The sequence below is a fragment of the Streptomyces sp. NPDC028991 genome (genome assembly GCF_055564775.1).
The window spans coordinates 387,054-401,919 of record NZ_JBVHVP010000002.1; the positions used below are offsets into that span (position 1 = coordinate 387,054).

Annotated in this window: 11 protein-coding genes and 1 riboswitch; of the genes, 5 read left to right on the plus strand and 6 right to left on the minus strand. The window is 71.8% G+C overall.

The window, feature by feature from the left end:
* Positions 1-65: 65 nt before the first annotated feature.
* Together ACZ4V1_RS05935 and ACZ4V1_RS05940 are read left to right on the plus strand one after the other, a co-directional pair.
* Complete coding sequence (locus ACZ4V1_RS05935) at positions 66-1,358, plus strand: PspC domain-containing protein (protein ID WP_468329898.1); 1,293 nt, start codon at positions 66-68, stop codon at positions 1,356-1,358.
* Entirely contained in the window at positions 1,355-2,101 is a 747-nt protein-coding gene (locus ACZ4V1_RS05940) for a LuxR C-terminal-related transcriptional regulator (protein ID WP_468329901.1), read from the plus strand. Before ACZ4V1_RS05935 ends, ACZ4V1_RS05940 begins: the two co-directional genes overlap by 4 nt.
* Positions 2,102-2,116: 15 nt before the next feature.
* On the opposite strand, the gene ACZ4V1_RS05945 is transcribed toward ACZ4V1_RS05940, so the two are convergent.
* Positions 2,117-3,175 (minus strand): C40 family peptidase, encoded by a 1,059-nt coding sequence (locus tag ACZ4V1_RS05945; RefSeq protein WP_468329904.1) that lies wholly within the window; start codon positions 3,173-3,175, stop codon positions 2,117-2,119.
* Between the two features lie 311 nt (positions 3,176-3,486).
* Here ACZ4V1_RS05945 and ACZ4V1_RS05950 point away from each other — a divergent pair, with 311 nt between their 5' ends.
* Positions 3,487-3,840: a hypothetical protein gene (locus ACZ4V1_RS05950; RefSeq protein ID WP_468329907.1), complete on the plus strand. Its 354-nt coding sequence runs from the start codon at positions 3,487-3,489 to the stop codon at positions 3,838-3,840.
* Here the strand turns inward: ACZ4V1_RS05950 and ACZ4V1_RS05955 are convergent.
* Both ACZ4V1_RS05955 and ACZ4V1_RS05960 read right to left on the minus strand, forming a co-directional pair.
* The gene (locus ACZ4V1_RS05955) at positions 3,818-4,840 is read right to left on the minus strand and encodes a tellurite resistance/C4-dicarboxylate transporter family protein (RefSeq protein ID WP_468329910.1); all 1,023 of its coding nucleotides are present in this window, start codon (positions 4,838-4,840) and stop codon (positions 3,818-3,820) included. The genes ACZ4V1_RS05950 and ACZ4V1_RS05955 overlap by 23 nt on opposite strands.
* A 27-nt stretch (positions 4,841-4,867) precedes the next feature.
* Positions 4,868-6,058 (minus strand): C40 family peptidase, encoded by a 1,191-nt coding sequence (locus ACZ4V1_RS05960; protein ID WP_468329913.1) that lies wholly within the window; start codon positions 6,056-6,058, stop codon positions 4,868-4,870.
* A 7-nt stretch (positions 6,059-6,065) separates the two neighbouring features.
* A riboswitch (cyclic di-AMP (ydaO/yuaA leader) is annotated at positions 6,066-6,243 on the minus strand.
* 250 nt (positions 6,244-6,493) lie between these two features.
* Here ACZ4V1_RS05960 and pcrA point away from each other — a divergent pair.
* Positions 6,494-9,001, plus strand: a complete 2,508-nt coding sequence (gene pcrA, locus ACZ4V1_RS05965) for a DNA helicase PcrA (protein WP_468329916.1) — start codon at positions 6,494-6,496, stop codon at positions 8,999-9,001.
* Positions 9,002-9,094: 93 nt separating this feature from the next.
* On the opposite strand, the gene ACZ4V1_RS05970 is transcribed toward pcrA, so the two are convergent.
* Positions 9,095-10,717 carry a M23 family metallopeptidase gene (locus ACZ4V1_RS05970; protein ID WP_468329919.1) on the minus strand — a complete coding sequence of 541 codons (1,623 nt, stop codon included), beginning with the start codon at positions 10,715-10,717 and terminating at the stop codon, positions 9,095-9,097.
* A gap of 229 nt (positions 10,718-10,946) precedes the next feature.
* Positions 10,947-12,029 carry an esterase/lipase family protein gene (locus ACZ4V1_RS05975; protein WP_468329922.1) on the minus strand — a complete coding sequence of 361 codons (1,083 nt, stop codon included), beginning with the start codon at positions 12,027-12,029 and terminating at the stop codon, positions 10,947-10,949.
* 507 nt (positions 12,030-12,536) lie between these two features.
* Here ACZ4V1_RS05975 and ACZ4V1_RS05980 point away from each other — a divergent pair.
* Positions 12,537-12,953 (plus strand): cobalamin B12-binding domain-containing protein, encoded by a 417-nt coding sequence (locus ACZ4V1_RS05980; protein WP_468329925.1) that lies wholly within the window; start codon positions 12,537-12,539, stop codon positions 12,951-12,953.
* Between the two features lie 283 nt (positions 12,954-13,236).
* On the opposite strand, the gene ACZ4V1_RS05985 is transcribed toward ACZ4V1_RS05980, so the two are convergent.
* Positions 13,237-14,859 (minus strand): DUF5691 domain-containing protein, encoded by a 1,623-nt coding sequence (locus tag ACZ4V1_RS05985; RefSeq protein ID WP_468329928.1) that lies wholly within the window; start codon positions 14,857-14,859, stop codon positions 13,237-13,239.
* Positions 14,860-14,866: the final 7 nt, after the last annotated feature.

The following is a 14,866-nucleotide window of genomic DNA, read 5'->3' on the forward strand; positions in this document are numbered from 1 at the left end:
ATCAGGGGTGTCTCGGGGACCGACCCTGATGCTCCGGCTCCCGCGGCCGTGTGACCATCAGTGGCATGCCGGAAGCCGCAGCAGCACCACTCGTCGAACCGCGGCCGCCGCGCAAGCTCTACCGCAGCAGCGACGGACGCTGGCTCGGTGGCGTGGCGCGGGGGCTCGCCGGGCACCTCGGGCTGCCCGTCATCTGGGTGCGGTTCGCCTTCGTCGGCCTGTTCATGGCCGATGGCCTGGGTGCGCTGCTGTACGCGGCCTTCTGGTTCTTCGTGCCGCTGGGTGTCGGCGGCGTCGACGCGCAGCGGCCGCCCTCCCTCGTCACATCGGAGACCTCGCCGGACGGACGCCGCAGACTCGTCGCCCGCAAACCGGACAAGGGCCAGATAGTCGCCCTGCTCCTCATGGTGGTGGTGGCCCTGGTCTTCGTGGGTAACGTCGACCTCGGCGGCGGGGCCAGGGCCTACCTGTGGCCGACCGTCCTCGTCGGCGCCGGCGTCGCCCTCGTCTGGCGCCAGGCGGACAACGCCCGCCGGGCCCGCTGGGCCGAGGTGGGACGCCACCGGCGCACGGTCACGCTGCTGCGTTCCGTGGCCGGTGTGCTGCTGGTGACGGCCGGTGTCACCGGGATCTTCGTCCTGCAAGGGTCCGCCGCCCACCTCGGCTCCGTGCTCCAGGCGGCCCTCGCCGTCCTCGTCGGCATAACGCTCCTCGCGGGCCCCTACCTGGTGCGCATGACGCAGGACCTCTCGGAGGAGCGGCTGATGCGCATCCGGGCCCAGGAGCGTGCCGAGGTCGCCGCCCACGTCCACGACTCGGTGCTGCACACCCTGACCCTGATCCAGCGCAACGCGGAGAGCCCGGGCGAGGTGCGCCGCCTCGCCCGGGCCCAGGAGCGCGACCTGCGAGCCTGGCTCTACAAGCCGGAGGGCAACGGCAAGGACGAGGACGACGAGCCCACCACCCTCGCCGAGGCCGTGAGGCGCAATGCCGCGGAGGTGGAGGACAAGCACGGCGTCCCGATCGAGGTCGTGGTCGTCGGCGACTGCCCGCTCGACGAGCGGATCGCCGCACAGATGCAGGCCGGACGCGAGGCGATGGTGAACGCCGCCAAGTACGGTGGCGAGGGCGGCGCCGTACAGGTCTTCGCCGAAGTCGAGGGCAGGACGGTCTTCGTGTCCGTCCGGGACCGGGGCCCCGGCTTCGACCTCGACTCGATACCCGCCGACCGTATGGGCGTCAGAGAATCGATCATCGGCCGCATGGAGCGCAACGGCGGCACGGCGCGGCTGCGCGCGGTGCCGGACGGCGGCACGGAGGTCGAGCTGGAGATGGAGAGGGCGGAGAATACGTCATGAGCGACCCGACCGAGGCGAACGGAACGGCGGGAACGGGCGAGGCGGCCGGTCCCGCACAGCCGGCGGACGGCGGCGCGGGGGAGCGTCACGTGCGCGTGGTTCTCGTCGACGACCACCGCATGTTCCGCACCGGCGTCCAGGCGGAGATCGGCCAGACCGCGCAGACCGGGGTCGAGGTCGTCGGCGAGGCCGCCGACGTCGACCAGGCCGTCACGGTCATCACCGCGACCCGGCCCGAGGTGGTGCTCCTGGACGTCCATCTCCCGGGCGGCGGCGGCGTCGAAGTACTGCGCCGCTGCGCCCCCTTGATGAGCGACGCCGAGCAGCCCGTCCGCTTCCTCGCCCTGTCCGTCTCGGACGCGGCGGAGGACGTCATCGGTGTGATCCGCGGCGGCGCCCGGGGCTACGTGACCAAGACGATCACCGGCACCGACCTGGTCAACTCGGTTTTCCGCGTCCAGGAGGGCGACGCCGTCTTCTCCCCGCGCCTGGCCGGTTTCGTCCTCGACGCGTTCGCCTCCACCGACGCCCCGCCGGTCGACGAGGACATGGACCGCCTCACCCAGCGCGAGCGCGAGGTACTGCGCCTGATCGCCCGTGGTTACGCGTACAAGGAGATCGCCAAGCAGCTGTACATCTCGGTGAAGACGGTCGAGTCCCACGTCTCGGCGGTCCTCCGCAAGCTCCAGCTGTCCAACCGCCACGAGCTGACACGGTGGGCCACGGCGCGTCGGCTGGTGTGACCGGCCACGCGGGCGTCACACCACCCGCGTAGCCCCCGCGAACGGCATCTCGTCGATCGGGGCGACGCGGACCGGGGCCGACGGGTTCGGGGCGTGGATCATCCGGCCGTTGCCGGCGTAGATGCCGACGTGACTGATGCCGGAGTAGAAGAAGACCAGGTCGCCGGGGAGGAGTTCCGAGCGGGCGACGCGGCGGCCCGCGTCGATCTGGGCGTAGGTGGTGCGGGGCAGGGAGACACCGGCGGCGCGGTAGGCGGCCTGGACGAGGCCCGAGCAGTCGAAGGAGTCGGGGCCGGCCGCGCCCCACACATAGGGGCTGCCGAGCTTCTGGCGGGCGTAGGCGACGGCCGCCGCGGCGCGGGAGTTGGGCGCCTGGGTGGTAGCGGCGGACAGTGGGTCCCTGTCGCCCGTCGAGGAGCGGGAGGCGCGGTCGCCCGTGCCGTGGCCGAGGCGGGCGCGTTCCTCGGCCGTCAGCCGGGAGAGCAGGCGGCGGGCCGAGTCCAGCTTGCCGGTGATCGTCTCGCGGTGACGTTTCAGCTCCGCCCGGCGGGACTTCAGCGAGGTCACCTCGATGCGGGCGGCTCCGCGCAGCTGCTCGATCTCCCGCAGTTCCTTGCGTACCCGGCCCACGGCGGCCGCCTGCCGGCTGCCCGCCCGCTCGACGAAGGCGGCACCGTCGAGGTACCGGTCGGGGTCGGCGGAGAGCGCGAGTTGCAGGGCGGGGTCGAGGCCGCCGCTGCGGTACTGGGCCGCCGCGGCGGAACCCAGTCGCTCCCGGGCGGAGTTCAGCCGGTCCTCCTTGCGGGCGGTCTGGTCGCGTAGGTGCTCCAGGCGTTGCTCGGCGGCGACCGCCTTCTCCTTGGCGCCGTTGTACTTCTCCGTGGCGACCTCCGCCTCCTGGTAGAGCTCCTCCACCTTGGCTCTGACCTGTGCGGGAGTCGGTTCCGGCTCGGCGTGCCCGGTGCCGGCGCCCAGCCCGGTCGCGGTAGCCGCGCCCGCGAGGGTGACCGTGGCCGCCGTACACACCCTCCCGCCGCCCGTCGCGCGCTGTCGCGGCCTGCGGTGCGTTCCCACCTGCGATCCACGTCCTTCCGTACGACTCGACTCCGGTTGCCTGGGAGAGGACGCTAGGCGCGGCGGTAACGGCCCGGTGACGGGATGCGCGGAAGTGGCGGTACCGGAGCGGTCGGCGACCGTAGGTGACCAGGAGTCCGTTCCGCGGGCGTCGCCTTCACGCAGGGTGATGACCGATGTGCCGGATCGGGGACGTGCGGGAGGCGTGAGGTGTTATGGGGCGGGCGGTCGTGCTGGCGCGCACCCGCGTGTCCGCGCCTCCGGCGGCCCGGTGTCGGCCGGTGTCCGGCCTCTCATTAGGCTCCGGCCCCATGGACGTACTCATCCACATCTTCGTCGGTCTGCACATCATCGGTATCGCCTCGCTCCTCGGCGGCTTCCTGACCCAGCTGAAGGCGATGGGCCAGGGCACGGCCCGTTTCGTTCCGGCGATGCTGCACGGCGCACTGACGATGCTGGTCACCGGCGTCATCCTGATCGGCCTCAACCAGGCCGACGACCAGTCCGTCGACAACGTCAAGATCGGCGTGAAGCTCGCCGTACTGGTCGTGATCCTCGGCCTGGTCTACGTGAAGCGCGACGACGAGAAGGTGGAGAAGCCGCTGTTCGGCCTGGTGGGCCTGCTGACCGTGGCGAACGTCTTCATCGCGGTGCTCTGGACCTGACCCGCCCGGTGTCCGCGCCCGCGGACCGCAGCCCGGCTCCGGCCCGGAAGACCGCCCCCGCCGCTACCGCCAGCCACGCGGCCACCGCGATCCACAGCAGCGCCCGACCGGGCGCGTCCAGCCACGGCACGTCGAGGACGGCGGCGACGGACAGCGTCGCCGCCGCCGTCATGCCGAGGGGGAAGACGGTCGACCAGCGGCGCACGTCGTAGCGGAGCCGGGGCCAGGCGATCTCGGCGGCGAGCAGTACGGCGTACCAGGCGAGGTCGAGGGCGAGCAGGAAGACGGTCACGTCGTGCAGGACCGCGTAGTCGTCGTTGTTCCACAGGTACATGCCGGTCCCGGCCGCCGCCAGCAGTTTGGCGCCGGCGAGGGCCGAGATGGCGAGCGCGCCGCCCGCCACCCAGTGGTCCCCGGACCCCCGGGCCACCTGCCGCAGGTCGAAGCGGAACAGCGCGATCAGGTAGAGCACGATCCCCAGCCAGAACGGCACCAGCGACGCGTACGCCAGCCAGGGCGTCGAGGTGGCCGCGGCCAGCGTGGCGCCCAGCACGGCCAGCCCCTCCGTGGCCACGCAGCCCAGGAACACGGCGCCCGGCATCCTGCGCCCCCAGTGGGTGACGACCAGGAGCAGCAGCCCCGGCCACAGCAACGCCGCCAGCACCAGCAGCGCCGCCGCCACGGGTGACCAGCCGAAGAGGGAGAAGCGGGTACCGAGCACGGTCGTCGCGGCGACGGCGGTGAGCGCGCCCGGCGTCCCGGCCCGCGTCACCCACTGCGCGCGCTCGACCAGCAGCAGGTAGACGAAGTTCGCCGCCAGCGTCAGCCAGGCGGCGCAGGCCAGGACCAGGGCGATCCGGGACAGGACCTCGTGACCCGTCAGGTGCAGGGCGACCGACAGGATGCCGGTCGCCATGACCGCGGCCCCGGCGGCCGGCGGACGCTGAGCCCACCAGGCGCGCAGAGGGTAGGGAAAGGCGGGGGAGGTGCCGGATGACATGCGCCCGATGCTAGAGAGCCCCGCGCGTCAGGCCGGGCGCACCACGCTGTGGATCGACGACTCGCCGTCGTAGTAGATCGACTCCTCACGGACGTACGCGCCCGGCTTCGGGGCGTGGATCATCATGCCGTTGCCGATGTAGAGGCCGACATGGCTGAGGTCGTCGTAGAAGAAGACCAGGTCACCGGGCTGGGCCTGGGCGACCGGGACCGTCGTGCCCGCGTCGACCTGGTCGTAGGTGGTGCGCGGCAGGGTCACGTCGGCGGCCTTCCAGGCGGCCTGGGTGAGCCCCGAGCAGTCGTAGGAGCCGGGGCCCGTGGCGCCCCACACGTACGGCTTGCCGATCTGTGCGCGGGCGAAGGCGAGCGCCTTCTCGGCCTTGGTGCCGTAGGAGGAGTCCGGCGTGGTGGACCCGGTTCCCGTACCGGTGTCGCCGGAGCCGGATGATCCGGGGGTGTCCGCGGCGGCGTCGCTCTCCTGCCGCGCCGCCCGCTCCTGCCGCTCCCGCTCCTCGGCCTGCCGCTTGGCGAGTTCCGCGGCCTTGCGGGCGGCCTCCTCCTGCTTCTTCTTCTCGATCGCCGCGAGCCGGGCCTTCTCCTCGGCGGTCAGCTCCGACAGCAGCTCCCGCGCGGTGGCGAGCTTCTTCTGGACGGTGGCCTTGGCGGTCTTGAGGTCGCTCTGCGACTCGGTGAGCGTCTCGAGGCTCTCGGTGGCCTCGCGGCGCTTCTCCATCGTCTCGGACTGCTGGGTGGCGTAGTCGTCGACCGCGTCCTTCTGGCGGCCGGTGAGCCGGTTCAGCAGGTGATTCCGGTCGACGTAGTCCTGCGGCGAGTCCGCGAGCAGGACTGTCGCGGTCTCCGGGATCGAGGCGCCCGTACGGTACTGCGCGGAGGCGAAGGAGCCGAGCTCCTCGCGCGCCTCGTTCAGTTTCTGGGTGCGCTTGGCGACGTCGTCGAGCAGGGTGTCGACGCGTTTGCGCTGCTTGGTGGTCTTCTCCTTGGCCGCGTTGTACTTCTCCGTCGCCGACCCCGCCTGGCGGTACAGGTCGTCGACCTTCTTCTCGACCTCTTCGAGGCTCGGCCTGTCGTCGTCCGACGGTGCCGCGGTGGCCGTCTGGGACAGCAGGGCGACGGAGGTGAGGGCCGCCGTGGCGAGGGCGGGGGGCCGTATTCCTGCGACGCGCGTACCGGTGGGACGCGACTTGCGGTGCGACGCCAAGGAGGCGACTCCTTCCACGCTCCGCCTACCGGGTTAGCTGTCGGGTTCGGGCGGTGGTTCGGAAGGTTTGCCCTACGGCGGGTCCGCCCCGTCGGGGGCGGTACGGCCGATTCACCCCAAGGTTCTCGGTTGGGTCCCCGGCTCCGGGCGCCGTGCGGGCACACCGGACTCGGCGGAGGCCGCGCGGCCCGGCGACGTTCGCCGGAGGGGGTCGTGCGGCCTGTCCGAACCGTAGCCAACTCGTGTGGCGGCTGTGAAGGTTGGTGGGTGATATGCCCGATACATTTTCGTGACCTCCGGGTGGGGCCGCCTCCCGGCCACCGCGCGGTCACTCTTCGTGGTCCGCTCTGTCGCAGCGCGTGCTCATGGCGGGATACCGGCCATTCTCCGGGGTGGCGCCGGGTTGTCGGTGGGGCGCCCTAGACTCGGAGAGCGATGAGCAGCCTCTTTGACGACAGCTTCCTGGCGAGCCTCCAGATCCCCCGCGGTCACGAGGAGGAACCCCCGCCGCCGCCCGACGACGATCACGGACCGGAGCCGGTTCCGCACGATCTGTTCGGCGGGAAGTTCGACGCGCCGCCGGACCGGGACGCCCACTACCGGGACGGCGCCCCGCGCCCCGCCCTGGACGCCGCGGCGCTCCTGGAGGGGCTGAACGAGAACCAGCGCGCCGCCGTCGTCCACTCCGGCTCCCCGCTGCTCATCGTGGCCGGCGCCGGCTCGGGCAAGACCCGCGTGCTCACCCACCGCATCGCCCACCTGCTGGCCGAGCGGAGCGTCCACCCGGGCCAGATCCTCGCGATCACCTTCACCAACAAGGCCGCGGGCGAGATGAAGGAGCGCGTCGAGCAGCTCGTCGGCCCGCGTGCGAACGCGATGTGGGTGATGACCTTCCACAGCGCCTGCGTCCGCATCCTGCGCCGCGAGTCGAAGCGGCTCGGCTTCACCTCGTCCTTCTCGATCTACGACGCCGCCGACTCCAAGCGCCTGATGGCGCTCGTCTGCCGCGACCTGGATCTCGACCCCAAGCGTTTCCCGCCCAAGTCCTTCAGCGCCAAGATCTCGAATCTGAAGAACGAGCTGATCGACGAGGAGGACTTCGCCGCCCAGGCCGCCGACGGCTTCGAGAAGACCGTCGCCCAGGCCTACGCCCTCTACCAGTCGCGGCTGCGCGAGGCGAACGCCCTCGACTTCGACGACCTGATCATGACGACGGTCAATCTGCTGCGCGCCTTCCCGGACGTCGCCGAGCACTACCGCCGCCGCTTCCGGCACGTCCTGGTCGACGAGTACCAGGACACCAACCACGCCCAGTACTCCCTGGTCCGCGAGCTGGTCGGCACCTCCGAGCACCCCGTCGACGTGCCGCCCGAGGCCGAGGTCCCGCCCGCCGAGCTGTGTGTCGTGGGCGACGCCGACCAGTCGATCTACGCCTTCCGCGGCGCCACCATCCGTAACATCCTCCAGTTCGAGGAGGACTACCCGGACGCGACGACGATCCTCCTGGAGCAGAACTACCGCTCCACCCAGACGATCCTCAGCGCCGCCAACGCGGTCATCGAGCGCAACGAGTCCCGCCGGCCCAAGAACCTGTGGACCAACCAGGGCGCCGGCTCGCAGATCACCGGGTACGTCGCCGACACCGAGCACGACGAGGCACAGTTCGTCGCCGACGAGATAGACCGCCTCACGGACGCGGGCGAGGCGAAGGCCGGCGACGTCGCCGTCTTCTACCGGACCAACGCCCAGTCCCGTGTCTTCGAAGAGGTCTTCATCCGCGTCGGCCTGCCCTACAAGGTCGTCGGCGGTGTCCGCTTCTACGAGCGCAAGGAGGTCCGGGACGTCCTTGCCTACCTGCGGGTACTGGCCAACCCCGAGGACTCGGTGCCGCTGCGCCGGATCCTCAACGTCCCCAAGCGGGGCATCGGTGACCGGGCCGAAGCCATGATCGACGCGCTCTCCCAGCGCGAGAAGATCAGCTTCCCGCAGGCGCTCAAGCGCGTCGACGAGGCATACGGCATGGCCGCGCGCTCGGCGAACGCCGTCAAGCGGTTCAACACGCTCATGGAGGACCTCCATACGATCGTCGAGTCCGGCGCCGGACCGGCGACCGTGCTGGAGGCGATCCTCGAACGCACCGGCTACCTCGCCGAGTTGCAGGCCTCCACCGACCCGCAGGACGAGACCCGCATCGAGAACCTCCAGGAACTCGCGGCCGTCGCCCTGGAGTTCGAGCAGGAGCGGGCCGAGAGCGAAGAAGCCGGAACCCTGGCCGACTTCCTGGAGAAGGTCGCGCTGGTGGCCGACTCCGACCAGATCCCGACAGCGCCTGATGATGCTGTTGACGCGGCGGGGTCGGACGGCGACGGCGTCGTCACCCTGATGACCCTGCACACCGCCAAGGGCCTGGAGTTCCCGGTCGTCTTCCTCACCGGCATGGAGGACGGCGTCTTCCCGCACATGCGCGCCCTCGGCCAGGCCAAGGAGCTGGAGGAGGAACGTCGGCTTGCGTACGTCGGCATCACGCGCGCGCGTGAGCGGCTGTACCTGACCCGGTCCACGCTGCGCAGCGCCTGGGGGCAGCCGTCGTACAACCCGCCCTCGCGCTTCCTCGAGGAGATCCCGGCGCCCCACCTGGAGTGGAAGCGGACCGGGGCGAACGGACCAGCGCCCTCCGCGCCGGTCTCGGGCGTGGCGGCCTCGCTGTCGTCGTCCCGTTCCTCGGCGGCGGGGGCGTCCGGTTTCGCCACGGGCCGGTCCGCCTCCGCCGAGCGGGCGACGGTCTCGCTGTCGGTCGGGGACCGCGTCACGCACGACCAGTTCGGTCTCGGGACGGTGGTCGGGGTCAAGGGCACGGGGTCGAACGCCGAGGCGACGATCGACTTCGGAGACACGAAGCCGAAGCGGCTGCTGCTGCGGTACGCGCCGGTGGAGAAGCTCTGAGGGGGCGAGGAGATGCGGCGGGCGCCTCGGGCGCCCGCACGTCTGCCCGGTTCCGGCTGCTGAGACCGTTCCGGCTGCTGAGACGTTACGGCGTCACGACGGGTTGAGACCGTGGCTGCGCAGCCACGAGAGCGGGTCGATCGCCGAGCCGCCCGCGGGGCGCACCTCGAAGTGCAGGTGCGGACCGGTCGAGTTGCCCGAGTTGCCGGAGAACGCGATCGCGTCGCCGGCCTTCACCGTCGTACCGGAGGGGATCTGGTAGCTGGAGAGGTGGCAGTACCACGTCTCCGTGCCGTCCTTCGCCGTCACGATCATCATGTTCCCGTACGCGCTGTTGTACTGCGTGCGGACCGTGCCGTCCGTCGCGGCCATCACCGTCGTGCCGTACGAGACGGGGAAGTCGATGCCGCTGTGCACGGACATCCAGTTGATGCCGGCCTGGCCGTAGTACGCGCTGAGGCCGTGCTGGGCGACCGGGAGCGCGAACTTGGGGCGCAGCCGCTCCTTGCGCGCCGCCTCCTCCGCCGCCCGCCTCTTCTCGGCGGCCTGCTGGGCCTTGAGGTCGATGCGTTCCTGTGTCCGGCTGGCCCGGTCGGCGAAGTCGTCCGCTCCGGCGGCGAGGCTCGTGAGCTGGGTGTCCAGCTTGTTGTTGGCGGTGGACGGTTTCACCGGCGCCGCCCCGGCGCCGCCCGCGTCCGCCGCGGAAGCGGTGGTCTCCGTGCCGTCGTCGCCGCTCAGACCGCCGACGGAGGCGGCGGCGATACCGGCGACGCTCATCACGCAGGCCGACGGTACGGCGATGGTCATCAGTGCCGAGCGCTTGGCGGGCTGGCGGCGGCGGGAACGCGACCCGCCGCGGGAGGCGGTGCGTGCGGCCGGGATCCGGTCGGCCGGGGAGGCCTCTTCCTGGCCTTCCAGGAGAACGGTCACGGTGGGGAGCTCGCCGGTGGCGGCCAACCCGTCGTCGCGCGGGCCGGCTTCCCCGGCGGGAGAGGCGTCCGGCGCGGTGTTCTCCGGCGGCTCCGGCGTCTCCCGCGCTTCCGGCTGCTCCGGTTCCTGGGGTGTCCGCGCCGTGGTGCCGTCCGAGTTCCACTGCGTGGCGTCGTAGGCACCGGTGTCGAACGCACCGGCTGCGAAGGTACCGGTCGTGTAGGCGCCGGTTTCGAAGGCGCCGGTCGCGAAGGTGCCGGTGCCGTAGGTCTGCGCGCCCCAGTCCCACTGCTGGGTGCCGTCGGCCGCGTTGCCCGACTGGTCCGGCTGGGCCCAGGTGCCGGTGTCCCACTGCCCGGTGGCCTCGGCGCTCGTGGCCTGCGGGGGCGCGGCGGCGGGCTGCTGCGGGTCGGTCGTCCACGTCGTCGTGTCGTAGGCGCCGGTGTCGTAGGCGGCGTGGTGCCGGGCCGCGTACGCGTCGTAATTCGGTGTCTGCCCGCTGCCGTTGGACCACTGGGCGGCGTCGTGGCCACCCGTGGTGTCGTAGGAGCCCGTGGTGTCGTAGCCGCCGGTGCCCTGACCCGGGAGGCTGCCGAAGAGAGGGTCGGCGTCGAAGGTCGCCGTGGCGGTGGCGCCGGTGGAAAAACCGGTGGTGCCGTAGCCGCCGTACGTGGTGAGGTCGCCGTACTGGGCTTCCCCTGTGCCGTACGACGCGTACTGCGCCGGATCGGCGTCGGAAGCCGAGGCCGGGGTGGTCATGGTCCCCGACGGGTGACGGTCGTTCACCAACTTCTCTTTCGCCTCGACAACAGGGGCTGCCAGAGCAGTGCGGCGACTGTACCCGGCGGTATACGGGCACGACAATCTTCGTCAGGTTTCACGCATGAAGGAAACGGGCAATCGGCCGTGTTTTGGGGGACGGCGGGCATGACCTTGGCTTTGTGTTCGACGTTTGTTCGAGTCTGAACGGGTGGCGTCGACCGGGTTCCGGGAGCTTCTCGCGGTTTTCAGGGCCTCAGGCGACCGTCAGGCCACCGGCGGACTCGCCGATTCCTTCGGTTCCCGTGGTCCCAGTGGTTCCGGTGGCTCTCGTGGTTCCTGTGGTTTCTGTGGTCCCTGTGGTTTTCGTGCCTGACTCCTGCGCGTCGGTGTCGAGCGCCTGGCGGATCCCGGTGGCCACGGCGGGGTGGACGGGCAGGGCGAGATGGCCGATGCCGCTCACCCGCACGTTCTGCACGGTCAGGTCGGGATGGTCGAGGCAGGCCGTCTCCAGTGGGTCCATCACCCGGTCCAGGTCGCTCCAGAAGCTGACGAACTGCGTACGGCAGCCGGGTGAGGGCCGGGTCAGCTCCTCGAGGACCGCCGAACCGGGGCGCATCTGGCGCACGATCGGGTGTGCGTTGGCCAGTGGGACCACTCGGGTGCCGGCGTGCGGGGTGCCGAGCGTCACGAGGGTCCGGACGCGGAGGTCCCCGGCGAGGCGTTGCACGTAGTACCGCGCGATCAGCCCGCCGAGGCTGTGCCCGACGACGTCCACCCGCTCACTGCCCGTCCGCTCGCAGATCTCCTCCACGTGCCGGGCGAGCAGCTCGGCCGCGGTGCGGATGTCGCAGGTCAGGGGGGAGTAGTTCAGGGACTCGACCTCGTGCCTGCCGTGCTGGGCCAGGCTGCGGCGCAGGAGCAGGAACACGGACCGGTTGTCGATGAAGCCGTGCAGCAGGATGACCGGGGGGCTGGTTCGTGCCGGGAGGCGGGGCGCGGGAGGGACGGGCCGCGGCGCCTGGGGGCCTTGGGAGCCCCGCGGGTCCGGGGAGTCCTGGGAGCCCCGGGAGCCCTGCGAGTCCGCCGCCGGGAGGGTGGACATCGGGCGGCGCTCCTGGGTGATCCCGGAGGGATAGAGGAGAAGGTGCCCGGCGAGGATCGCGACCTCCAGGGCGCTTGCCTTGAGGAGGGTCAGGGAGATGCCGGTCAGTCGGCCAGGGAGAGCCGCCAGCCCCGACAGGCCCGGCAGCCCTGGGAGCCCCGGCAGGCCGGGCAGGCCGGGCAGGAGACGCTGGCAGAGCGGGAGAAGGGGCAGTGCTGCCGTGGTGACCTTCATGGGCCGACCTCCTGTCGGCACGCGCGGGAACGCCTCTGTCCCCCGTGTGCCCTCGTGGAGAGCCGTGACACCAGTGATTGGTGGTATTTGCGAGGTTTGCCGTACTGGCGTGCCGATATGCCACGTCAGAGCCCTGTGAGCTCTGTGGTGCCGGTGATACGGCGACGAGGCCCGCCGCGGCCCTGACCTGCCCTCGCTGCGGCTCTCCGTGCGCGTGTTGCCGCCGCGCCCTGGAGCTCTGCGTGGCGAACGTGTCCCACCGTGTGATTTCCCCCTCTGTATGGACCGTGAAACTGCCGGTTGCGGGATGCTGGCGATAACGTTCGTTCACTTCCCCGGACGATGTGGTGCGGGGCGTCCATGCCGTGCGGGCGGGCACCTTGCGCACTTCGTGCGGGATGTGCACATTGGGTGCGCGTGATGCGCACCGTCCTGCTGTGTACGGCGTCGGCGAAGTGTGCGGTACTTGTCGGTACGGATGGATGTAGTCGCTTCATGGAGGCAGTGATGGGTGTGGCAGCCGGTCCGATCCGCGTGGTGGTGGCCAAGCCGGGGCTCGACGGCCACGATCGCGGGGCCAAGGTGATCGCGCGGGCACTGCGCGACGCCGGTATGGAGGTCATCTACACCGGGCTCCACCAGACACCCGAGCAGATCGTGGACACCGCGATCCAGGAGGACGCCGACGCGATCGGGCTGTCCATCCTCTCCGGTGCGCACAACACGCTCTTCGCCGCCGTGATCGAACTGCTCAGGGAGCGGGACGCGGCGGACATCCTGGTCTTCGGCGGCGGGATCATCCCCGAGGCGGACATCGCCCCGCTGAAGGAGAAGGGCGTCGCGGAGATCTTCACGCCCGGCGCGACGACGGCGTCGATCGTGAACTGGGTACGGGCGAACGTGCGGGAGCCCGCGGAGGCGTAGCCACCTGGTCCCCACCGGCTGGCGTAGCCGTCCCGGCCCCTACTGGCGCGGGGCGCGCACGACGGCCGGTGCTGACGGCCCAGGGGTTGCCTCCGACCGCCCACGCCGCGCTGACGCATGGGTGGTGCCGGTGGCCCACGAGGTGGAGTCGGTAGTCCATGAGGTGGTATCGGTGGTCCACGGGGTGGTGTCGGTGGTCCACGGGGTGGTGCCGGGGCGCGGGTGTCAGCCGGTGGTGGGCGCCGGCGGCGTGACCCCTCCCGGTGTCAAGGCCGCGCACCTCCTAACCCGATCCCAATTCCTCGGCCATCGCGGCCCGCAGGCGCAACGTCCGTACGAGCCGCTGGAACGCCTCCGCCCAGTACCCCCCGGCTCCCGGTGACGCGTCTTCAGATTCGTCCGGTATCGCCAGCAGGCCGTCGAGGCGGCTCGCCTCCGAGGGATCGAGGCAGCGTTCGGCCAGCCCCATGACTCCGCTGAAACTCCACGGGTAGCTCCCCGCGTCACGGGCGATGTTGAGTGCGTCGACCACTGCCCGTCCGAGCGGCGGGGCCCATGGCACTCCGCACATACCGAGCAGTTGGAACGCCTCGGACAGGCCGTGCGTCGCGATGAACCCGGCGACCCACTCGGCACGTTCGCCGGTGCCCAGGGTGCCGAGCAGTTTGGCCCGCTCGGCCAGCGACACCGCGCCCGGCCCCCCGGCCTCGGCTGCCGTGGGTGGTCCGAGCAGGGCCCTCGCCCACACGCCGTTCCGCTGCCGTACCGCGGCCCGGCACCACGCGGCATGCAGGTCGCTCCGCCAGTCGTCCGTCACCGGCAGGGCGACGATCTCCTCGGGGGTACGCCCACCGAGCCGTGCCGGCCAGGTGCCGAGCGGGGCCGCCTCCACCAACTGCCCGAACCACCACGATCGTTCCCCCCGGCCCGAGGGTGGCTTGGCCACGACGCCGTCCCGCTCCATGCCCGCGTCGCACTCGTGGGGCGCCTCGACGGTGATCGCGGGCGGGGCCGGCGAGCGGTCGAGGGACACACAGGTCACGGCACGCGCCGCCATCCGCGCGGCGAGCGCCGATTCCGGCAGCGCGGACAGCAACTCCGCGGCCGTCGCCCGTACGTTGCGGCTGCGGTCGGCCAGCGCCTGCTCCAGGAACGGCTCGTCCGCCGGCGCCAGTCCCGTCCGCAGCGAGTCGAGGAACATCAGCCGGTCCTCGGCCCGCTCGGTGGCCCAGGTCGAGGCCAGCAGCTCGCGCGCGGCAGCCGGATCGCGGGCGCGCAGGGACGCCAGCAGGGCGACCCGCTCGGCGAACAGACCCTCCGCCCAGAGCAGGCGCACCCGCTCCGTGGCCTCGGAGCCGGGCAGCGCGGTGCCTCCGCCCGGCGTCGCCCGCAGGGCGAACCGCCAGTCCGGGTTCAGCCGGGCCAGCCACAGGGCGCGGGGTCCCGCGAACGTCAGCGCCGCCGGACGCAGGTCCGTACGCCCCCGTGCCGCGTCCAGCAGGGCGGGAATCGTCTGGGGCGGCGCCGCGAAACCGCGGGCGTTCGCTGCCGCCAGCCACTGGGGCAGCAGCTCCATCAGGTCGGGCGCGGTGCCTCTGCGGCCACCGCCCGCGGTGCCGGGACGGTCGGTGAGCAGCATCGTGAGCCGACGGGCCGCCGCGGCCGGCAACGGCGGGCGGGGATCCTCCGGAGCCGGTTCCGGGTGCCGGGCCGCTCGGGCCGGGCGCAGTCCGGCGCGTCGGCGAACGGTCTCCGCCGCCGCGGCGTCCAGCAGCGCCGCCGGTGCGCGCGGGCCGGGCTCGCACCCCGGAGGAGTGCGCCGGTCCGTGCCGAGCAGCGCCGAGGTGACGAGTTCCTCCCAGACACCCGGCACGGGTGCGTCCGCGGGAGCGGGCGTCCTGGTCATGCGGTTC